The 19263-nt window shown below is 70.2% G+C and carries 21 protein-coding genes and 1 pseudogene; 13 read left to right on the top strand and 9 right to left on the bottom strand.

What is annotated here, in order from left to right:
- Nucleotides 1-236: pseudogene (locus SGR02S_RS15290) on the bottom strand (thiamine phosphate synthase); the annotation flags it as partial.
- Nucleotides 237-298: 62 nt separating this feature from the next.
- Between SGR02S_RS15290 and SGR02S_RS15285 the strand changes: the two are divergent.
- Together SGR02S_RS15285 and SGR02S_RS15280 are read left to right on the top strand one after the other, a co-directional pair.
- Nucleotides 299-961, top strand: coding sequence for a YggS family pyridoxal phosphate-dependent enzyme (locus tag SGR02S_RS15285; RefSeq protein WP_067111710.1), 663 nt, complete (start codon nt 299-301; stop codon nt 959-961).
- 31 nt (nt 962-992) lie between these two features.
- On the top strand, nt 993-2336 hold the full coding sequence (locus SGR02S_RS15280; protein ID WP_067111707.1) for an MFS transporter: 1344 nt from the start codon (nt 993-995) through the stop codon (nt 2334-2336).
- Nucleotides 2337-2361: 25 nt separating this feature from the next.
- On the opposite strand, the gene SGR02S_RS15275 is transcribed toward SGR02S_RS15280, so the two are convergent.
- The 3 genes from SGR02S_RS15275 to SGR02S_RS20120 all read right to left on the bottom strand — a co-directional run bounded on the left by SGR02S_RS15275 (nt 2362) and on the right by SGR02S_RS20120 (nt 6260).
- Complete coding sequence (locus SGR02S_RS15275) at nt 2362-4080, bottom strand: NADPH-dependent assimilatory sulfite reductase hemoprotein subunit (protein WP_067111705.1); 1719 nt, start codon at nt 4078-4080, stop codon at nt 2362-2364.
- A gap of 11 nt (nt 4081-4091) precedes the next feature.
- Complete coding sequence (locus tag SGR02S_RS15270) at nt 4092-5924, bottom strand: assimilatory sulfite reductase (NADPH) flavoprotein subunit (RefSeq protein WP_255211494.1); 1833 nt, start codon at nt 5922-5924, stop codon at nt 4092-4094.
- Nucleotides 5925-6098: 174 nt separating this feature from the next.
- Complete coding sequence (locus SGR02S_RS20120; RefSeq protein ID WP_156483097.1) at nt 6099-6260, bottom strand: hypothetical protein; 162 nt, start codon at nt 6258-6260, stop codon at nt 6099-6101.
- A 17-nt stretch (nt 6261-6277) separates the two neighbouring features.
- Here SGR02S_RS20120 and SGR02S_RS15265 point away from each other — a divergent pair, with 17 nt between their 5' ends.
- Nucleotides 6278-6916, top strand: coding sequence for a peroxiredoxin (locus SGR02S_RS15265; protein WP_067111702.1), 639 nt, complete (start codon nt 6278-6280; stop codon nt 6914-6916).
- 43 nt (nt 6917-6959) lie between these two features.
- On the opposite strand, the gene SGR02S_RS15260 is transcribed toward SGR02S_RS15265, so the two are convergent.
- Nucleotides 6960-7478, bottom strand: a complete 519-nt coding sequence (locus tag SGR02S_RS15260) for a DUF4402 domain-containing protein (RefSeq protein WP_067111699.1) — start codon at nt 7476-7478, stop codon at nt 6960-6962.
- Between the two features lie 163 nt (nt 7479-7641).
- On the opposite strand from SGR02S_RS15260, the gene msrB reads away from it, so the two are divergent.
- Both msrB and SGR02S_RS15250 read left to right on the top strand, forming a co-directional pair.
- On the top strand, nt 7642-8043 hold the full coding sequence (gene msrB, locus SGR02S_RS15255; RefSeq protein ID WP_067111696.1) for a peptide-methionine (R)-S-oxide reductase MsrB: 402 nt from the start codon (nt 7642-7644) through the stop codon (nt 8041-8043).
- A 77-nt stretch (nt 8044-8120) separates the two neighbouring features.
- Entirely contained in the window at nt 8121-10331 is a 2211-nt protein-coding gene (locus tag SGR02S_RS15250) for a transglycosylase domain-containing protein (RefSeq protein ID WP_067111693.1), read from the top strand.
- Nucleotides 10332-10513: 182 nt separating this feature from the next.
- Here SGR02S_RS15250 and SGR02S_RS15245 read toward each other — a convergent pair whose 3' ends face one another.
- From SGR02S_RS15245 to SGR02S_RS15235, 3 genes are read right to left on the bottom strand one after another with little or no spacing between them, the layout of a single operon-like run.
- Nucleotides 10514-11242 carry a M48 family metallopeptidase gene (locus SGR02S_RS15245; protein ID WP_255211493.1) on the bottom strand — a complete coding sequence of 243 codons (729 nt, stop codon included), beginning with the start codon at nt 11240-11242 and terminating at the stop codon, nt 10514-10516.
- Nucleotides 11223-11669, bottom strand: coding sequence for a YcgN family cysteine cluster protein (locus SGR02S_RS15240; protein ID WP_067111690.1), 447 nt, complete (start codon nt 11667-11669; stop codon nt 11223-11225). The genes SGR02S_RS15245 and SGR02S_RS15240 overlap by 20 nt, the downstream gene beginning before the upstream one ends.
- Nucleotides 11657-12301, bottom strand: a complete 645-nt coding sequence (locus tag SGR02S_RS15235; protein ID WP_174521668.1) for an SCO family protein — start codon at nt 12299-12301, stop codon at nt 11657-11659. The genes SGR02S_RS15240 and SGR02S_RS15235 overlap by 13 nt, the downstream gene beginning before the upstream one ends.
- An 86-nt stretch (nt 12302-12387) precedes the next feature.
- Between SGR02S_RS15235 and SGR02S_RS15230 the strand changes: the two genes are divergently transcribed.
- The 4 genes from SGR02S_RS15230 (at nt 12388) to SGR02S_RS15215 (ending at nt 15583) form a co-directional block, all read left to right on the top strand.
- Complete coding sequence (locus tag SGR02S_RS15230; protein WP_067111688.1) at nt 12388-13008, top strand: ankyrin repeat domain-containing protein; 621 nt, start codon at nt 12388-12390, stop codon at nt 13006-13008.
- A 271-nt stretch (nt 13009-13279) separates the two neighbouring features.
- On the top strand, nt 13280-14557 hold the full coding sequence (gene ribB / locus SGR02S_RS15225) for a 3,4-dihydroxy-2-butanone-4-phosphate synthase (RefSeq protein WP_067111684.1): 1278 nt from the start codon (nt 13280-13282) through the stop codon (nt 14555-14557).
- Entirely contained in the window at nt 14557-14982 is a 426-nt protein-coding gene (ribH, locus tag SGR02S_RS15220; protein ID WP_067111682.1) for a 6,7-dimethyl-8-ribityllumazine synthase, read from the top strand. Before ribB ends, ribH begins: the two co-directional genes overlap by 1 nt.
- Nucleotides 14975-15583: a hypothetical protein gene (locus SGR02S_RS15215; RefSeq protein ID WP_067111679.1), complete on the top strand. Its 609-nt coding sequence runs from the start codon at nt 14975-14977 to the stop codon at nt 15581-15583. The genes ribH and SGR02S_RS15215 overlap by 8 nt, the downstream gene beginning before the upstream one ends.
- A 45-nt stretch (nt 15584-15628) precedes the next feature.
- Here SGR02S_RS15215 and SGR02S_RS15210 read toward each other — a convergent pair whose 3' ends face one another.
- Nucleotides 15629-16714, bottom strand: coding sequence for an alkene reductase (locus SGR02S_RS15210; RefSeq protein WP_067111676.1), 1086 nt, complete (start codon nt 16712-16714; stop codon nt 15629-15631).
- 113 nt (nt 16715-16827) lie between these two features.
- On the opposite strand from SGR02S_RS15210, the gene SGR02S_RS15205 reads away from it, so the two are divergent.
- The 4 genes from SGR02S_RS15205 to SGR02S_RS15190 form a co-directional block, all read left to right on the top strand.
- Nucleotides 16828-17742, top strand: a complete 915-nt coding sequence (locus tag SGR02S_RS15205; protein ID WP_082797177.1) for a DMT family transporter — start codon at nt 16828-16830, stop codon at nt 17740-17742.
- Nucleotides 17742-18425, top strand: a complete 684-nt coding sequence (locus tag SGR02S_RS15200) for a COQ9 family protein (protein WP_082737038.1) — start codon at nt 17742-17744, stop codon at nt 18423-18425. Before SGR02S_RS15205 ends, SGR02S_RS15200 begins: the two co-directional genes overlap by 1 nt.
- Nucleotides 18426-18478: 53 nt before the next feature.
- On the top strand, nt 18479-18730 hold the full coding sequence (locus tag SGR02S_RS15195) for a FeoA family protein (protein WP_067111673.1): 252 nt from the start codon (nt 18479-18481) through the stop codon (nt 18728-18730).
- Nucleotides 18727-19263 (top strand): FeoB small GTPase domain-containing protein (locus SGR02S_RS15190; protein ID WP_174521667.1); only part of this gene is annotated, 537 nt, incomplete at its 3' end. The genes SGR02S_RS15195 and SGR02S_RS15190, both read left to right, overlap by 4 nt.

Genomic DNA, 19263 nt, shown 5'->3' with positions numbered 1-19263 from the left:
AGCGCCGGCGGCCCCGCGAGCAGCAGCGACAGGTGCCGCGCTCGCGCGATGCGCGCGAGGCGCCGGAACAGGCGCCAGCGCGCACCGGGCGCCAGCCCGTCGTGCCGCACGACGATACCGCTGCCCGGCGGCAGCAGCGCCGCCAGCCGCGCGAGCGGCGTCGCGGCGCGTTCGTCGGTGAACAACCAGACACCGGAAAGGCGGGCACCGCGCGGCGGGGGGTGGCGTCGAGGCATCGCTCTTCCTATAGGCGCGTCGGGGCAGCGCGCAACGCGCACGCCACCCGGAGGCGAACGGAATGGACCAAGCGGCGGAGCGGCTGGCGGAGGTGCGAGGCAACATCGCGGCAGCGGCGAAGCGTGCCGGCCGCGAGGCCGACGCCGTCTGCCTGATCGCGGTGTCGAAGACGCACGACGCCGACGCCATCCGCCCGCTGATTGCCGCCGGCCAGCGTCATTTCGGCGAGAATCGCGTGCAGGAGGCCGCGGCCAAATGGCCCGCGCTGCGCGCCGAAGCATCCGGCATCACGTTGCACCTGATCGGCCGGCTCCAGTCGAACAAGGCCGAGGATGCGGTGACGCTGTTCGACGCGATCCACTCGGTCGACCGCCCGTCGCTGGTGCAGGCGCTGGCGAAGGCGTGTGACCGGCTGGACCGGCGCCCGCACCTCTTCATCCAGGTCAATGTCGGCGACGAGGCGCAGAAGGGCGGCTGTGCGGTCGCCGACCTGCCCGCATTGCTCGCCAAGGCGGCGGAGGCCGGATTGCGCATCGAGGGGCTGATGGCGATCCCCCCCGCGGACCGCGAACCCGCGCCCTATTTCGCGCTGCTCGACGAACTCGCCGAACGGCACGCGCTGCCGCTGCGCTCGATGGGGATGAGCGGCGATTATCCGACCGCGGTGATGCTGGGCGCGACGCACGTGCGCGTCGGCACCGCCCTGTTCGGGGCGCGGGACTAAGGAAGACAACAGCGCCGGGGAGGAAAGCGAGATGGACCATGAACAGACAGCCGACCTTCCCTATCTGAAGAAGGTGGTCGGCGCGTCGATGGCCGGCACCGTCGTCGAATGGTATGAATTCTTCCTCTACGGCACCGCCGCGACGCTGGTGTTCGGCAAGCTCTTCTTCCCCGACACCGGCAACGAGCTCGACGGCATCATCGCGGCCTTCGCCACCTATGCCGTCGGTTTCCTCGCCCGACCGCTGGGCGGGGTGGTGTTTGGCCATGTCGGCGACCGCATCGGCCGCAAGGCGCTGCTCCAGCTCAGCCTCGTGCTGATCGGCGTGTCGACCTTTCTGATGGGCTGCCTGCCGGGCTTCGACAGCATCGGCTATTGGGCGCCGGCGCTGCTGGTGCTGCTGCGCTTCGTGCAGGGTTTCGCGCTCGGCGGCGAGTGGGGCGGGGCGGTGCTGCTCGTCACCGAGCACAGCCCGAACCGCAGCCGCGCCTTCTGGGGCAGCTTCCCGCAGGCGGGGGTGCCGCTCGGCAACCTGCTCGCGACCGCGGTGCTGCTGATCCTCGCGGCGACGCTGTCCGACGCGGATTTCCTCGCCTGGGGCTGGCGCGTCGGCTTCTGGCTGTCGGCGGTGATCGTCGTCATCGGCTATTATATCCGCACCCAGGTCAGCGACTCGCCGATCTTCGAGGAGGCGCGGGCGCACGCCGAGGCCTCGGCCGGAGGGGGCTATGGTCTTACCGAGGTGTTTCGCCACTATCCGCGCGGCGTGTTCACGGCGATGGGTCTGCGCTTCGGCGAGAATATCGTCTATTATATGGTGGTTACCTTCTCGATCACCTATCTCCACCATCGCGAGATCGACACGACGCGCATCCTCGCGCTGCTGTTTGCCGCGCATATTGTCCATGTTGTCGTCATTCCGCTGGTCGGCGCGCTCGCCGACCGCATCGGGCGACGGCCCGTCTATATCGCCGGGGCCGCGCTCACCATGGTCTGGCCGTTCCTCGCCTTCCCGATGTTCGACACCGGCGCCACCGCGACGATCCTTGCCGCGATCATGCTCGGCCTCGCGATCCACGCACTGATGTATGCGCCGCAGCCCGCGATCATGGCGGAGATGTTCCCGACGCGCATGCGCTATTCGGGCGTGTCGCTCGGCTATCAGGTGACGGCGATCGTCGCGGGGTCGTGGGCGCCGCTGATCGGCACCGCGCTGCTGCGCGAATATGACAGCTGGACCCCGATCGCCGCCTATATCGCCATCGCCGCCGCGGTCAGCCTGCTGTCGGCGCTGGCGATGCGCGAGACCAAGGGGACGTCGCTGCTTGCGCTCGACGCAGCCGACCGCAACCGCCCGGCGGCGGCGGCGCGCTGATCGGCCCTTTGCCCGAAGACGCGCCCTAATCGTTCGAGAAGCGGCCCTCGGTCACTTCGCGGACGATGCCCGCGCGGATGGTGAAATCGCCGAAATGCTCGCCCGGCTGCCGCTCGGCGGCATAGCGGCCCAGCGTCTCGTCGAGCGTCTCGAGGATCGCCGCCTCGCCGATATTCTCGCGATAGAGGCGCCCGAGGCGCTGGCCATGGAAACCGCCGCCCAGATAGAGATTATATTTGCCCGGCGCGCGGCCGGTCAGCCCGATCTCGGCGATATAGGGGCGGGCGCAGCCGTTGGGGCATCCCGTCATGCGCAGCGTGATCGGTTCCTTCTCCAGCCCGTGGCGCGACAGGATCGCCTCGATGCGGGTGATCAGACTGGGCAGATAGCGTTCGCTGTCCGCCATCGCGAGGCCGCAGGTCGGCAGCGCGACGCACGCCATCGCATTGAGCCGCAGCGTGCTGCGCGCGTTGAGCGCGGCGAGCCCGGTCTCGGCGAGCAGCGCTTCGATCGCCGGCTGGTCGGCGGCGGCGACCCCGGCGATCATCAGATTCTGGTTGGGGGTCAGGCGGAAATGCCCCTTGTGGACGCGCGCGATCGGTTCGATCCGGTCGAGCAGATCGCGGTCGAGCCGGCCGTTCTCGACGAACAGCGTATAATGGTGGGCGCCGTCGTCCGATTCGGTCCAGCCATAGCGGTCGGCGTTCGAGGTGAAGGCATAGGGGCGCGCGGGGTCGAGCGGCCCGGCGCGATCCTCGATCGCCGCCTTGATCCAGTCGAGCCCTTTGTCGTCGATCGTATATTTGAAGCGCGCCCGCGCGCGGTCGGCGCGATTGCCATAGTCGCGCTGGACGCCCATCACCGCCTCGGTCACCGGATAGAGCCGGTCGGGGGTGATGAAGCCGATCACCGACGCGGTGCGCGGATAGGTGTGCGGCGCCTTGTCGGTGCGCCCCATGCCGCCGCCGATCGCGACGTTGAAGCCGGCGATCCGCCCGTCCTCGCCGACGATGGCGATATAGCCGAGGTCCTGGGCATAGATGTCGATGTCGTTGTTCGGCGGGATGACGAAGCCGATCTTGAACTTGCGGGGCATGTAGGTGCGCCCGTAGAAAGGCTCCTCGGGCCCGGAGGTCGCAACCCGTTCCTCGCCGTACCAGATTTCGTGATAGGCGCCGGTCCTGGGGATCACATGGTCGCTGACCGCCTTCGCCAGATCGGCGAGTTCGGCCTGGAGCGCGGGGAATTCGGGATAGACGGTCGCCATCACGCCGCGCGAATCGTCGCCGCACGCCGCCACCGTGTCGAGCAGCACCTCGTGCAGCCCGCGGATCAGCGGGACGAGGTCCTGCTTGAGCACCCAGTGGAACTGAAAGGTCTGGCGCGTCGTCATGCGCAGCGTCTCGCCGCCGTGCGCGCAGGCCAGTTCGGCGATCTTCAGCCAGCGTTCGGTCGTGCAGATGCCGCCGGGCAAGCGGACGCGGATCATGAACTGAAAGGCGGGCTCCAGCTTCTGCCGGCGGCGCTCGTCGCGGACGTCGCGGTCGTCCTGCTGATAGATGCCGTGGAACTTCATCAGCTTGATGTCGTTGCCGGGCACGGCGGAGGTGATGCGGTCGAGCAGCCCGAGCGCGATCGTCCCGCGCAGCTGGTCGCTTTCGGCCTTCAACGTCTCGTCGGGGCTCAGCCGGTCGAGCGGCTGCGACACGTCCTGGCTGCGGTCGGTGGGGGGAAGCAGGTCCATCGGGCGGTTCCTCAATAAATGTCGCGCTGGTAGCGGCCGTCGCGCTGCAGATCGCGCAGATATTCCTCGGCATCCTCGGTCTGGACGCTCGCCTGTTCGGCGATCAGCGCGACCAGCGCGGCGTGGACGTCGGGCGCGAGCCGCGCCGCGTCGCCGCAGACATAGAGGTGTGCGCCCTCCTCCAGCCAGGCATGGACGTCGCGCGCCTGCTCGCGGAGGCGGTGCTGGACGTAGAGCTTCCGGGCGCCGTCGCGCGAGAAGGCGACGTCCATCCGTGTCAGCGTGCCGTCGGCCAGCCATTGCTGCCATTCGGTCTGGTAGAGGAAGTCGCTGCGGAAATGGCGCTCGCCGAAGAACAGCCACGCCCGGCCGCCGCCGCGCGCCTCGCGCTCCTGCAGGAAGGCGCGATAGGGGGCAACGCCGGTGCCGGCGCCGATCATGATGATCGGCCGCCCCTCGGGCGGCAGGCGGAAATGCGGATTGGCCTGGATATAGACGGGAACCACCGAGTCGATTTCCACGCGGTCGGCGATCTGGCCGGAGGCAACCCCCGACCGCGGCTGGTCGTGCAGCGCATAGCGCACCGGCGCGACGGTGATATGCGCCTCGTCGGGGCAGGCGGCGAGGCTGGACGCGATCGAATAGAGCCGCGGCTGGAGCGGCCGCAGCCCCTCGGCGAAGCGCTGCGGATCGACGCCCTTCAGCGGAAAGGCGCGGACGATGTCGACGATGTGGTTGGCGTGGAGGAAGGCCGCGCGCTCGCCGCTGTCCATCGCCGCGAACACGTCGCCCGTTCCGGTCAGCGCGCCCCAATGGTCGAGGAAACGCAGCGTCGCGGTCGTCACCTCGAGCGACGTCGCCAGCGCCTCTTCCAGCGTCGTCGCCTTCCCCTTGAGGGTCAGCGGCGCGCTGCCCGGCAGGTCGAGCGCGGTCAGCAGCGCCTCGACCGCCGCCGGGTCGTTGCGCGCGACGAACCCCAGCGCGTCGCCGGGCTGATAGCTGAGCCCCGATCCCGCGAGCGACAGCTCGACATGCTGGGTCTCCTTGCTCGACCCGCGCCCCGACAGGCGGATCTTCTCGATCACCGTCGCCGGAAAGGGATTGCGCTTGTCGTAACCGGTCCCGGCGTCGGACCCGGCGGACGCGGGCACTACAGCGGCCGCCGGCGTCGCGGGCGCCGCTTCGGCCTGTTCGGCGGCGAGCAGCGCCAATATGTCGACGCTCCATTCGGCCGCGGGCTCGTCGAAATCGACGTCGCAGTCGACGCGCGGGCGCAGCCGCTGCGCCCCCAGCGCTTCCAGCCGCGCGTCGATCCGCTTGCCGGCACCGCAGAACTGCTCATAGCTCATGTCGCCGAGCGCGAGGACGGCATAGCGCAGGTCGGGCAGCGGCGGCGCCTTGCGGCTCTCGACGAAATCGAAGAAATCGGCCGCGGGCTGCGGCGGGTCGCCCTCGCCATGGGTGGCGACGACGATCAGCAGGTCCTGCTCGTCCTTCAGCCGGCGCGGCTTGTAGTCGGCCATGTCCGTCAGCACCGGAGCGAGGCCCTGCGCGGTCGCCGCGGCGGCGAGGCTCTTCGCCAGTTCGGCGCCGTTGCCGGTCTCGCTGCCATAAAGGATGGCGAGCGTGCGCGCCGCCGGGCGCGGCGCGGCGGGGGCAGGCGACGCGAGCGCTCCCGCACCGCCGCCGCGCGCCAGTCCGAGCGCCAGCCCCGCGAAATAACCGCTCGCCCAGCGCGCCTGCTCGGCGGTCAGCGTCGCGCCCAGCGCCTCGACCAGCCCGGCCTGCTCGCCCGTCAGCAGGGCAGGGGCATGCTGCGGTGCCGTCATGATTTCAGCCGTCATCTCTCTCGACCCTTCGACGATAGGGAGGCGCTTCGCCTCCGGCTGCCCACTCGTATGCGGCGCGGCAGCGAGGCGAGCGCAATGGCGGCGCAGATCGCACGGCGGGCGGAAAACTGGCAAAGGAAATGTTAGGAATCCGCGGCGATAATAAGTTGGGATCGGCCAAAGGATTCTTTACTGCTTCAATAAGAAGCAAAAATTTTTATGATGATGTTCAATATATTTTCTGTTTAATGCTCCGATCCCGCAGTCATAACGGGATTCAATATTTGATTTGCGCTGCCCAACAATATCTAGGTTCGGTCGCCCGCTGCCTTCTGCGATGGTCGCCGCCATTGCCAAGGAGAGCTGACATGTCGATTTTGCTGGGACAGACCGCACCCGATTTTGAACAGGAAAGCACCGCGGGGACCATTCGCTTTCACGAATGGCTCGGCGACTCGTGGGGGCTGCTGTTCAGCCACCCCAAGGATTATACGCCGATCTGCACCACCGAACTGGGTGAGGTCGCGCGGCTGCGCGGCGAGTGGGACAAGCGCGGGGTCAAGACGATCGGCCTGTCGGTCGATCCGCTCGACTCGCACTTCGGCTGGGCGAAGGACATCGAGGAAACGCAGGGGCAGAAGCTCGACTATCCGCTGCTCGCCGATTTCGACGGCAAGGTCTCGGCGCTCTACGAGATGATCCATCCCGATTCGGACCCGACCTATACGGTGCGCTCGGTGTTCGTCGTCGACCCGAACAAGAAGATCCGGCTGATCCTGACCTATCCGCCCAGCTCGGGCCGCAATTTCGCGGAGATTTTGCGGGCGATCGACAGCCTCCAGCTCACCGACGCGCAGCCGGTGGCGACCCCGGTCAACTGGAACCCCGGCGATGCGGTCATCATCTCGCCGAAGCTGTCCGACGCGGACGCGAAGCAGCGCTTCCCGCAGGGATTCAAGACGCTGAAGCCCTATCTCCGCTCGGTCGAACTCGAAGCCTCGGCCTGACGCGCGGCACGGCGGGTCCGTATCGGCCTGGGGTGCGGACCCGCTATTGATATTCGACCGTCACCGGGATGCGGCCGCGATAGTCGCCGTCGTCGAGTCCCGCGACCTGCAGGCGGCCGCCGAAGCGGAAGCGCAGCCGGCCGTCGGGGCCGAGCCGCGGCGCCGGCGGCAGGTCGGTGACGAGCCCGGTGACGCGCGCCGCGCGCCCGCTGCCGCTTTCGAGGTCGACCGCCGCCGGCAGCACGACGCGCACCGCCGCGCCCGGCTCGCCGCGCACCGACACCACCCCCGACAGCGCGAAACCCCCGAGATCGAAGAGCGCGCCGCGCAGCCGCCGCACGCCCGATACGGGGTCGACCTCGACCTCGCCGCCCGCGGCGCCGACCGCGACGCGGCCCATGTCGAGCTGCGTCTCGATCTCGACGCGCAGCGGCGTTTCCGCGGTGCGCCCGATTCGCGGCGCGGCCCCGGCTTCGGCGCCGGGCGCGCACAGCAGGCATTGCGCCGCCGCCGGCGCCGCCGCGGAAGCCAGGATCGGAACGAGGGCGACGGGCCATCTCACGCCCTCACCCTGCCACGATCATGGTTAAGTGCGCGTAAAGCCGCCGCGTCGCAAAGGGGACGGCAGCCCCCGCCCGCCCCCTTGCGACGCGGCCGCGGCGGGCCGATATATGCGAGCGGAAGGCCGCGCCGCCCCGCCGCGCGCACCCGCAAGGAGAGCCCCGATGACCGACAACCGAACCGCCCTCGACCCGATGGCGCATCATGTGCTGCGCGAAAGCGGCACCGAGCGCGCCTTCACCGGCAAATACAATGATTTCAAGGGCGACGGCATCTATCGCTGCGCCGGCTGCGGCGCGCCGCTGTTCGACAGCCGCACCAAATATGACAGCGGCTCGGGCTGGCCGAGCTACACCGCCCCCGCGAACGAGGGCGCGGTCAGCGAGCATCGCGATACGCGCCACGGCATGACGCGGATCGAGGTGCGCTGCGCCGCGTGCGAAGGCCATCTCGGCCATGTCTTTCCCGACGGCCCCGGCCCGGCGGGCCTGCGCTATTGCATCAACAGCGCGGCGCTTGACTTCGCCGAGCGCGGACGGGATGAGGCGGAGACCGGCGCGGGCTGACTACATCCCTCGCGTCCAAGGGGCCGACGTCAACGGGCTGTGACTGACAGGGCGCAGCGAGGGAAGGAACACGGACTTTGCGCCGCGAACGACAGCCGGCTTCGTCGGGAAAATCCTCGTCTTCGGGCAAGACGCCCCGCTCGGGCGCGGCGGCGGTGCCGCGCTGGCGGCTGTGGCTGCGCCGCGCCGTCCGCTGGGGGCTGGCGCTCGCCTTCGTCGGCGCGGTCGCGCTGGCGGTCGCGGTCGGGCTCGCGGTGCAGCGGATGCCCAGCTTCGAGGCGCTCAAGAAATCGCCCGCCGGCCAGACGGTGCGCATCCACGCCGCCGACGGCACCGTCTTCTTCTCGCTCGGGCCGAACTACGGGCGCTGGCTGACGCTACGCGAGGTGCCACAGGTGATGCAGGATGCGATGGTCGCGGTCGAGGACCGCCGCTTTCGCTATCACCCCGGCCTCGACCCGGTCGGGATGACCCGCGCGGCGGTGTTCGCGGTGCGCACCCATGGCACCGGGCGGCGCATGCAGGGCGCCTCGACGATCACCCAGCAACTGGCGCGCAACATCTTCCTGTCGAACAGCTACACCTGGACGCGCAAGGGGCGCGAGATGGTGCTCGCGCTCGCGCTCGAATGGAAATTCTCGAAGGACGAGCTGCTCGAACTCTATCTGAACAAGGTCTATTTCGGCGGCGGCAGCTATGGCGTCGACGCCGCGTCGCGCCGCTTCTTCGGGCATAGCGCGACCCAGATGTCGCTGTCGGAGGCGGCGGTGATCGCGGGACTGGTCAAGGCGCCGTCGCGCTATTCGCCGACCGCCGACGCGCAGGCGGCGCTGGGCCGCGCCGGCGTCGTGCTCGAAACGATGGTCGACGCGGGCTTCATCACCCGTTCGCAGGCCGCCGGCGCCGAGCCCGCCAACGTCCAGCTCGCGCAGGAGACGGGACAGAACAGCGCGCGCTATTTCACCGACTGGGCGCTGCCGCAGCTCGACATGCTGATCGACGAGGGCAACGAGCCGCTCGACGTCTACACGACGATCGACCTCGGCATGCAGCGCGCGGCGACCGCGGCGATCCAGGCCAACGCCCCCGGCGGCGTGCAGGGCGCGCTCGTCGCGCTCGACCGCGACGGCGCGGTGCGCGCGATGGTCGGCGGCACCGATTACGTCACCTCCAACTACAACCGCGCGACGCAGGCGGTGCGCCAGCCGGGGTCGGCGTGGAAGCTGTTCGTCTACATGGCCGCGCTCGAGGCGGGCTACAAGGTCGACGACCAGGTGGTCGACGAGCCGGTGACGATCAACGGCTGGAGCCCGCGCAACTCGTCGGGGCGCTTCGCCGGACCGATGAGCCTGCGCACCGCCTTCGCCTATTCGGTGAACACCGTCGCGGCGAAACTGGGCGACGAGATCGGCTTTTCGTCGGTCGCCAACATGGCGCGCCGGCTGGGCATCACCACCCCGATCAACACGCATCCGTCGATGGTGCTGGGCAGCGCGGAGGTGCGCGTGATCGACATGACTGCCGCCTTCGCCGCGGTCGCGCGCGGCGGCGTGTCGGTGCAGCCCTACGGCATCACGCGGGTGACCACCGCCGACGGCCGCCTGCTCTATCAGCGCCCCGCCGAGCGCGGGCAGGTGCTGGTCGATCACTGGGTCGCCGCCGGCATCACCGACCTGCTCCAGACCGCGGTCAACACCGGCACCGGCAAGGCGGCGCAGATCGGGCGCCCGGTCGCGGGCAAGACCGGCACGACGTCGAGCAACAAGGACGGCTGGTTCCTCGGCTTTTCGAGCGGCATCACCACCGGCGTGTGGATGGGCCGCGACGATGCGAAGCCGGTCGGCGGGCTGCAGGGCGGCCGCGCGCCGGCGCGCGCCTTCGCCGACTTCATGCGCGTCGCGGTCGCCAAGCGCCCGATCGAGCCCTTCGATACCGAGGTCAAGCTGCCCGAATGGCAGCTCGAAGAGGATGGCGAGGCCTATTTCGGCGCCCCCGAGGAGGACGGCGCGCTGGTCGACGAGAACGGCATGCCGATCGAACTGCCCGCGCTCGGCCCGCCGCCCGAAGAAGGCGCCGCCGCGCCGCCGCCCCCGCCCGCCGACGGCCCGGTGCTGAACCAGCAGTGGATCGAGGAGCAGACCGGCCGCCGCCCGCCCGCCGACCCCGGCGCGGCGCCCAGGGCCGTGCCGCAGATCAAGGCCCCGCCGGCCGCCGCCCCGAAGATCATCGTCCCCCTGCCCAAGACCCCGGCCCGCCCGCCGAACGGCGAGGGCGACCGGGCGGGCTGACGTCCGTTGAGGGCGGCTCGCGCCGGCGTTTCTTTTCGATTTCCGGAGACGCCCTGAATGTTCCCCGGCGAAAGCCGGGGTCCACGCGGGGCAGCGCCACGCCACATGGACCCCGGCTTTCGCCGGGGAAAGAGCCCTTGCGTGTCCAAAGCCCTATACCGAACCAGCCGCAGCCCGGCCGGTCAGCCGAAGCGATAGCGGTGCAGTCCGCGCCCTTCGCGGCGCAGCCAGGCGCGCGCGGCGGCGACGTCGCCGTCGTGCAGCGCCGCGACGAGCGCGTGGAACGCGGGGCCGTGGTCCATGTATGCGAGGTGCGCGACCTCGTGCGCGACGGTGGCGCGGCGGACATGGTCGGGCGCCAGGATCAGCCGCCAGCTATAGCGCAGGTCGCCCGCGGCGGTGCAGCTTCCCCAGCGGCTGCGCGGGTCGCCGACCCCGACGCGGCCGACGCGCAGCCCCGCCGCCGCCGCGATCGCGCGGCTTTCGCGTTCCATCAGCGCCAGCGCCTCGGCCCTCAGCCAGCGCTCGATCCGCCGCCCCACCCCGGCCGCCGGGCCGCCGACATGCAGGGCATCGTCCGCCAGCCGCACCGCGCGCGGCGCGGAGGCCGACCAGAGGATGCGCCGCTCGACCCCGAACAGGGGCAGCAGCGTGTCGGGTCCGACCGTCACCGGCGCCGCCGCCTTGCCGACCTGCTCGGCGAGCCAGTCCTGCTGCTCGCTCGCCCAGCGCAGCGCCTTGGCGCTGTTCCCCCGGCGCGGCAGCGTCAGCCGCAGTTCGGCGCGCGCGGCGTCGAGGACGAGGCGATAGCGCCGCGCGCGGGCATGGTGGACCAGCCGCACCGGCCAGACCTCGTCGCCGATCCGGATCTGCGGCGCCTCCGCCGCGCGATCAGACGACGCGTTCCACAAGATGGTTCTCCAGCGGCCCGGCGACATCCTCACCGACCGTCCAGCCGACGATCGATTCGCCCGCGCGGTGCACCGCGTCGCGGTCGCCGCACACCAGATAGTGCCAGTCTGGCAGCGGCCGCCCCTCGGCACGCAGCCGATAGGCGCAGCTTTGCGGCAGCCATTCGATATCGGCGACCCTGGCCTTGGTCAGCGTCAGGCAGTCGGGGACGTGGCGGCGGCGGTGCCGATAGTCGCCGCACCGCGCGATCTTCAGGTCGAGCAGGCGGCATGCGACATTGGTCGGATAGATGCGGCCCGTGTCCTCGTCCTCCAGCTTGTGGAGGCAGCATTTGCCGCAGCCGTCGCACAGCGCCTCCCACTCGCCGGCGTCGAGGCTGGCGAGCGGCGCCTCCCAGAAGCGGCGCGCGGGCGTTACTTCACCCATTTCGCCAGCTCGGCGGCGACCTCGGCCGGCGCGCCCTCGTCGCCATCGGTCGACGGGTCGTCGAGCGGCAGCATCGCGAGCGGCTTGTCGTCGGGGTCCATCAGAAAGGCGATCTGGCTGTGCGCCATCAGGTAGCGGTCGGGCGCCGATCCCGCGACCTTGTTGTAAACGACGGCATAATCCTTCGCGACCGCCGCGATCTGTTCGGGGGTGCCGGTGAGGCCGAGCAGGCGCGGGTGATAGCGCGCGACGAAGGGCTTCAGCGCCGCGGGCGTGTCGCGCGCCGGGTCGACGGTGACGAACAGCGGCTGCACCTTCGCGCCCCGCGCGGGCTCGGCCTTCTCGAACTGCGCCAGCCCGCGCATCAGCTTCTGCAAATCGACCGGGCAGATGTCGGGGCAATAGCTGTAGCCGAAATAGACGATGCGGTATTTCCCCGCGAAATCGCCGTCGCGCACCGTGCGGCCGTCCTGGTCGGTCAGCGTGAAGGGGCCGCCGATCCGCGCCCCGGCGAGCGGCGGCTGCGCCTCGGGCGCCTTGGCCGGGCCGCCGCACGCGGCGAGCGCAGTGCAAAAGACGAGCATCAGGCTTGCGCGGAGCAGGCTTCGGGCGATATTCAGGCCGTTCATCATCGGGCCAGCCTTGCGGGGCTAGACGCCGAAAATCAACCTTTGTCGTCGCTGGGGGGACGACGATCCTGTTCGGGGGTTCTTCGATCATGTCCAGGCGCGCGTCCTTTCGCTTCGCTTCCACCCTGCTGATCGCGGCGACGCTGGGGACGCTCGCCGTTCCGGGCGCGCAGGCGCAGTTCCGCGGCGGCTATGCCTTTCTGCAAGCGGTCGAGAATCGCGACGGCAACAAGGCGACCGACGCCCTGAAGGACGATTCGACGCTGATCAACGCGCGCAACCCCGACACGGGGGAGACCGCGCTGGCGATCGTCGTCAAGCGCCGCGACGCGACCTGGCTGCGCTTCCTGCTCGGCAAGGGCGCCGACCCGGCGATCGCCGACCGGCAGGGGGTGACGCCGCTGATGCACAGCGCGCTGATCGACTTCACCGACGGGGCCGAGGAACTGCTGAACCGGAACGCGCCGGTCGACCAGACCAACCGCCGCGGCGAAACCGCGCTGATCCTGGCGGTGCAGGCAAAGAACAGCGCGATGGTCCGTCTGCTCGTCCGGCGCGGCGCCAACCCCGACAAGGCCGACCATATCGCGGGCATGTCGGCGCGCGACTATGCGAAGCGCGACGACCGCAGCGGCCAACTCCTCGCGCTGCTCGACGCCAAGCCCGACGCGCCGCTGCGCGACATCGGGCCGGTCTTCGGGCCCAAGTGATCCGGCCGGCTGCGGGACTTTCCCTGCCTCGCACTTCTTTCAGCACGGTGTCGTTTCCCGGCGAAAGCCGGGGTCCACGCAGGGCAGCGCTACGCCATCTGGACCCCGGCTGTCGCCGGGGAGCTGGCCTGAGGGGCATGGCCCCGACTTGATCCGGGGTGAGGAGAAGCATTCGCACGCCCTCCAAAACCCGACAATCCAAAACCCGACAATGCCGTATCAATGTGATATCCACATTGACATTCACACCACAGTGTGAAAACTGCCCTCCATGTCCACGCAACTCATCGAGCGCATCCGCGCCATCGTCGATGACGGCAGCATGTCCCGCTCGGGGCTTGCGCGCGCCGCCGGTCTCCATGCCAACAGCCTGCGCGACCTCGAATCGCCCGGCTGGAATCCCACCGCCGAAACGCTGCGCAAGCTCGAAAGCTGGCTGACGCACGGCAGCGACCTGTCGCCGATGGCGACGCCGGAAGAGATCATCGCGGAGGCGCGCAACGGCCGCATGTTCATCCTCGTCGACGACGAGGACCGCGAGAATGAGGGCGACCTCGTCATCCCGGCGCAGATGGCGACCCCCGACGCGATCAACTTCATGGCCACCCACGGGCGCGGGCTCGTCTGCCTGACGCTGACCCGCGAGCGCGTCGAACAACTCGGCCTCGAACTGATGAGCCGCAACAACGGCACCCGCCACGAAACCGCCTTCACCACCTCGATCGAGGCGCGCGAGGGCGTCACCACCGGCATTTCGGCGGGCGACCGCGCGCGCACCGTCTCGGTCGCGATCGACGCGGGCAAGGGCCGCGACGACATCGTCACCCCGGGCCATGTCTTTCCGCTGATCGCGCGCGACGGCGGCGTGCTGGTGCGCGCCGGCCATACCGAGGCCGCGGTGGACATCAGCCGCCTCGCCGGGCTCAACCCCTCGGGCGTGATCTGCGAGATCATGAATGACGACGGCACGATGGCGCGGCTCGACGACCTGATCCCCTTCGCGCGACGCCACGGGCTCAAGATCGGGACGATCGCCGACCTGATCGCCTATCGCCACCGCAACGACCGGCTGGTCGAATGCGTGTCCGACGAGCCCTTCGAATCGGATTACGGCGGCGACTGGCGGCTCAAATCCTATCGCAACAAGATCGACGGGTCGGTGAACCTCGTGCTGCAGAAGGGCGTCGTCAATCCCGAGGCGGTCACGCTGGTGCGGATGCATCCGGTGTCGATCTTCGACGACATCATGGGCCGGCCGGGACCGCGCAAGCGCCGCCTGCAGCGCTCGATGGAGGCGATCGGCGCGGCCGGCGCCGGCGTCATCGTGATGCTGATGCGCCCGCTGCCCGGTTCGGCCGCCGCCGATGCCAGCCCGCCGCCCGCCGGCGGCATGGACCTGCGCACCTATGGCATCGGCGCGCAGATCCTCGCCGACCTCGGCGTCCATGCGATGGAGCTGCTCACCCCGTCGCACACCAATATCGTCGGGCTGGAAGGCTATGGCCTGTCGATCGTCGGCGAGCGCGCGATCCCGGGGGAGGCGGCCTGATGGCGCATGTCCTGATCGTCGAAGCGCGCTTCTATTCGCATCTCAACGACATGCTGCTCGACGGCGCGCGCCGCGCGATCGAGGCGGCGGGGCACAGCCACGAGACGGTGACGGTCCCCGGCGCGCTCGAGGTGCCCGCCGCCATCGCGCTGGGGGCTGAGACCGGGCGCTTCGACGCCTATGTCGCGCTCGGCGTCATCATCCGCGGCGAGACCTATCATTTCGAGGTGGTGTCGAACGAAAGCGCGCGCGGGCTGATGGCGCTGACCCTCGACGGGCTGGCGATCGGCAACGGCATCCTGACCGTCGAGGACGAGGCACAGGCGCTGGCGCGCGCCGACCGGACGCGCGGGGACAAGGGCGGCGGGGCGGCGAACGCCGCGCTGGCGATGCTCGACCTGAAGGAAAAATTCGGCATTGGCTGACCGGCCGCCCCCCAGCCGCTACGCGATCGTCGAGCGCGGCGGGCGGCTGGTGGTGCTCGACCGCGACACCGGCCGGACGCCGCCGACCGCCGCAGAGCGGATGGCCGAGCACGACCGGCGGATGGGCAACGAGCCGATCCGCCCCGCCGCGCGCGCCGTCCCCGAAATCCCGGCGCCTGCCAAAATCCCCGAAGCGCCCCCGCCGCCCGCACGACCCGCGGCCGATCGCGCGGTCGCAGCCAAGGCGAATCGCAAGCAGCCGTGGACGAATCGCGACACAAGGCCCGCTGCTCCGGCCGCTCCCGCCCGCGCGTCGCGGCCCGCCGCCGTTGCCGCGAGCGGCCGCAAGACGATCGTCACCGGCAAATGGTGGGACGCGAAGGGCCCGCGCACGATCGCGCTCGGCCCCAGGGGCCGGCAGACGCTGTCGAGCGGCTTCACGACGCTGGCCCTCGTCCTGCTGGTCGTCGCCATCGCCGCGCTGTTCATCGCGCCGCTGGTCGCCTTCGCCGGCGCCTTCCTGCTCTTCCGCTTCGGCGGGCAGATCCTGGGTCCGATCGGTGCCGGGATCGTCGACAGGGCGGTCGCAGCGCGCGATTGACCTCACGTCGCCCCTGCTTTCGCAGGAGCGACGCGCCTTTCCGGGTCAGGCCGCGACCAGCGCCGGATAGTCGATATAGCCCTCCGGTCCCGGCGAATACCAGGTCTGCATATTGTCGGGCGCCCATGCGGCGCCGGTGCGGATGCGCTCGACGAGGTCGGGGTTGGCGATGAAGGGGCGGCCGAAGCTGATCGCGTCGGCGACGCCGCTTTCCAGCGCCGCCTTCGCCTGGTCGACGTCATAGTCGCTGTTGAGGATCAGCGGCCCGGCAAAGACCTTGCGGATCGCGGGCGACTGCCTGGGCACGTCGGTGCGGCCGAAGGTGCCGTCGGGCCCCGGCTCGCGCAGTTCGAGGAAGGCGATGCCGAGCGCGTCGAGCGCCGCCGCCGCCGCCGGGAACAGCCGCTCGGGCGCGCTGTCGTCGACGCCCTGCGAATCGCCGTTGGGCGACAGGCGCACGCCGACGCGATCGGCGCCCCACACCCCGATCAGCGCCGCGGTGACCTCGCCGAGCAGGCGGATGCGGTTCTCGACCGGGCCGCCATAGGCGTCGTCGCGCAAATTGGTGCCGTCGCGCAGGAACTGGTCGATCAGATAGCCGTTGGCGGCGTGGAGCTGGACCCCGTCGAACCCGGCTTTCCTCGCATTCTCCGCCGCCTTCGCATAATCGTCGATCAGCCGCGGAATCTCGTCGAGGCGCAGCGGCCGCGCCTCCTCATAGTCGCGCCGTCCGACCGGCGTGTGCGCCTTGCCCGGCGCGGTGGTGGCAGAGGCCGACACCGGCGGGCGGCCGTCGTTGAACACCGAATGGACGACGCGGCCCATGTGCCAGAGCTGCGCGACGATGCGCCCGCCCGCGGCATGCACCGCCTCGGTCACCGGCTTCCAGCCCTCGACCTGCGCGTCGGTCCACAGCCCCGGCGCCGACGGCCAGCCGAGCCCTTCCTGCGAGATTCCCGTCGCTTCGGAGATGATCAGCCCCGCCGAGGCGCGCTGGCGATAATATTCGACGGCCAGTTCGTTCGGCACGAAGCCGGGGCCGGCGCGGCCGCGCGTCAGCGGCGCCATGACGATGCGGTTCGGCGCCGCGATGGCGCCCAGCTTGATCGGATCGAACAGCGTTGCGGGCATGATTCCTCCACTATCCACTTTCTGCGCGACGGCCCCGATGGCCGCCGCTATGGGCAGCGAAGCTATGGACGCTCCGGTGCCGGCACAATGCTAGGTAGCAAAAGAAAATCTAAATGACAGCGAAGATGGACAGCGGCGACGGCAGCGGGCAGGCGAAGGCGCGGGCGAACCGCTGGGCCTTCGCCGCGCTGCTCGGCGGCAATATCGCGCTGTCGCTCGGCGCGATGCTGGTGCGGCTCGCCGACGACGTCGGCCCCACCGCCTCGGCCTTCTGGCGGATGACGCTCGCGCTGCCGCTGCTGCTGCTGTTCGCGTGGCGCGAGTCGGGCGGGCGCATCCCGCCCCGCCGCGCGGTCATGGTCGCCGCCGCGGCGGGCATCTTCTTCGCGCTCGACCTCGCCGCGTGGCATGTCGGCATCCTCAATACCAAGATCGCCAACGCGACGCTGTTCGGCAATTGCGCGAGCCTGCTGCTCGTCCTGTGGGGCATTTTCCTGACCCGCGAGCTGCCGCGCGGCTGGCAGGCGCTGGCGATCCTGCTCGCCTTCGCCGGCTCGGCGCTGCTGATGGGACAGAGCTACGAGCTGTCACCCGCCTATCTCGCCGGCGACCTGCTCAGCCTGCTCGCCGGGATGCTCTACACCGGCTACGTCATCCTGATGAAGCAGGTGCGCGGCACGCTGGAGCCGTGGACCGCGCTCACCATCGCGTCGGCGGTGTGCGTGCCTTTGCTCCTCGCGGTCGCGCTCGCGCTCGGCGAACCGGTGATGCCGGGCGACTGGACGCCGCTGATCCTGCTCGCGCTGACCAGCCAGATCGTCGGACAGGGCCTGATGATCTGGTCGCTGCCGCGCTTCACGCCGCTGGTGATCGGGCTGACCCTGCTCGTCCAGCCCGCGGTGGCGGCGCTCGCCGGCTGGCTGATGTTCGGCGAGCGGCTGGGGCCGATCGACCTGTTCGGCGGCATGCTCGTCGGCGCCGCGCTGGTGCTGATTCGGTTGCCGAGCCGCCGTATGGCGCCTATCTGATGGTCATGGTCCAGTCCCCGTCCGCCGCCCTGCCCGCCGACCCGACGCTTGACGAGATTCGCGCCGCGCTCGCCCCGCTGATCGCACGCAATGCCGCGTTCGACGGTTTTGGCGACGCCGCGCTCGCCGATGCCGCGGCGCGCGCGGGCGTCGATCCGGACGTGGCGCGGCTCGCCTTTCCCGGCGGCGGCCGCGACATGGTCGACGCCTGGTTCGCCACGATCGACGCCGCGATGGCCGAACGCTGCCCGCCCGAGGCGCTGGCGACGCTCAAGATCCGTCAGCGGATCACGACGCTCGTCGAAACGCGCCTCGCGCTGATCGCGCCGGATCGCGAATCGCTGCGCCGCGCGCTGGCGCTGCTCGCGCTGCCGACCAACGCGCGCTTCGCGGCCCGGCTCGGCTGGCGCGCCGCCGACCTGATGTGGCGGCTCGCGGGCGACACCGCGACCGATTTCAACCATTACAGCAAGCGCACGATCCTCGCGGGCGTCTATGCCGCGACGATGGCGGTGGCGCTGAACGACGAGAGCGAGGATTTCGCCGACACGCGCGCCTTCCTTGCGCGCCGTATCGATCAGGTGATGCGCTTCGAGGGCTGGAAGCACCGCCGCGCCGCACGCCGCACCGAACGCCCGAGCCTCGCCCGCTTCGTCGGCCGCCTGCGCTACCCGGGGCGCTGATCGCACCCAACAAAGGGCTGGCCTTCCCCCGGGGTTATTGATAATCGCTCGCAATGCTTGCGAAGCTCGATTCCTCTCCGCTCGGCACCGCTGTGCGCATCGCGCGCATCGACTGGACGTCGATGACGCACGACGAAGGACGCCGGCTGCGCGAATTCGGGCTGATGGAGGGCTGCGAAGTGGTGCCGATGCACCGCGGCAGCCTGTTCTCGCGCGAACCGCTCGCGCTGACTATCGGGCGGATGAAGGTCATCATCCGCGGCAAGCAGGCCGCGGCGATCGAGGTCGAACCGACGACGCCATGACCGGCCCGTTCCCCACCGTCGCGCTGGTCGGCAATCCCAACGCCGGCAAGTCGAGCCTGTTCAACGCGCTGACCGGCGCGCGGCAGAAGATCGCCAACTATCCCGGCGTCACCGTCGAGCGCAAGGCGGGCCACGCCAGCTTCGCAGACGGCCGGCCGCTGGCACTGGTCGACCTGCCGGGCAGCTACAGCCTGACCCCGTCCAGCCCCGACGAGGCGGTGACGCGCGACGTCGTGCTCGGCCGCCAGGCGGGCGAGACGCGCCCCGACGCGCTGATCGTCGTCGTCGACGCCGCCAATCTCGACAATCATCTCTGCTTCGCGCTCGAACTGATCGCGCTCGGCCTGCCGACGGTGATCGCGCTCAACATGGTCGACCTTGCCGAGCGCGACGGGCTGACGCTCGATCCCGACCGGCTGGCGCGCGAGCTGGGCGTGCCGGTGGTGCCGACCGTCGCGGTGCGGCGGCGCGGGATCGCCGAGCTGCTCGCCGCGGTCGATGCCGCGGTGCAGGCGGGCCGCGCGCAGGACGAG

This window comes from Sphingopyxis granuli NBRC 100800 (genome assembly GCF_001591045.1).
In the GTDB taxonomy this organism is placed as follows: domain Bacteria; phylum Pseudomonadota; class Alphaproteobacteria; order Sphingomonadales; family Sphingomonadaceae; genus Sphingopyxis; species Sphingopyxis granuli.
Note: the sequence above shows the minus strand (reverse complement) of the source record. Positions and strands in the feature narration are given on the sequence as shown.

Excerpts from the sequence above, each read along its gene's own strand:
- ribH (WP_067111682.1), top strand. The coding sequence starts at position 14,557 with ATGGCGCATGTCCTGATCGTCGAAGCGCGCTTCTATTCGCATCTCAAC.
- SGR02S_RS15270 (WP_255211494.1), bottom strand. The coding sequence starts at position 5,924 with ATGACGGCTGAAATCATGACGGCACCGCAGCATGCCCCTGCCCTGCTG.
- SGR02S_RS15240 (WP_067111690.1), bottom strand. The coding sequence starts at position 11,669 with ATGGGTGAAGTAACGCCCGCGCGCCGCTTCTGGGAGGCGCCGCTCGCC.
- SGR02S_RS15205 (WP_082797177.1), top strand. The coding sequence starts at position 16,828 with ATGACAGCGAAGATGGACAGCGGCGACGGCAGCGGGCAGGCGAAGGCG.
- SGR02S_RS15280 (WP_067111707.1), top strand. The coding sequence starts at position 993 with ATGGACCATGAACAGACAGCCGACCTTCCCTATCTGAAGAAGGTGGTC.
- msrB (WP_067111696.1), top strand. The coding sequence starts at position 7,642 with ATGACCGACAACCGAACCGCCCTCGACCCGATGGCGCATCATGTGCTG.
- SGR02S_RS20120 (WP_156483097.1), bottom strand. The coding sequence starts at position 6,260 with ATGGCGGCGACCATCGCAGAAGGCAGCGGGCGACCGAACCTAGATATT.
- SGR02S_RS15200 (WP_082737038.1), top strand. The coding sequence starts at position 17,742 with ATGGTCATGGTCCAGTCCCCGTCCGCCGCCCTGCCCGCCGACCCGACG.
- SGR02S_RS15195 (WP_067111673.1), top strand. The coding sequence starts at position 18,479 with ATGCTTGCGAAGCTCGATTCCTCTCCGCTCGGCACCGCTGTGCGCATC.
- SGR02S_RS15230 (WP_067111688.1), top strand. The coding sequence starts at position 12,388 with ATGTCCAGGCGCGCGTCCTTTCGCTTCGCTTCCACCCTGCTGATCGCG.
- SGR02S_RS15275 (WP_067111705.1), bottom strand. The coding sequence starts at position 4,080 with ATGGACCTGCTTCCCCCCACCGACCGCAGCCAGGACGTGTCGCAGCCG.
- SGR02S_RS15235 (WP_174521668.1), bottom strand. The coding sequence starts at position 12,301 with ATGATGAACGGCCTGAATATCGCCCGAAGCCTGCTCCGCGCAAGCCTG.
- SGR02S_RS15265 (WP_067111702.1), top strand. The coding sequence starts at position 6,278 with ATGTCGATTTTGCTGGGACAGACCGCACCCGATTTTGAACAGGAAAGC.
- SGR02S_RS15210 (WP_067111676.1), bottom strand. The coding sequence starts at position 16,714 with ATGCCCGCAACGCTGTTCGATCCGATCAAGCTGGGCGCCATCGCGGCG.
- ribB (WP_067111684.1), top strand. The coding sequence starts at position 13,280 with ATGTCCACGCAACTCATCGAGCGCATCCGCGCCATCGTCGATGACGGC.
- SGR02S_RS15285 (WP_067111710.1), top strand. The coding sequence starts at position 299 with ATGGACCAAGCGGCGGAGCGGCTGGCGGAGGTGCGAGGCAACATCGCG.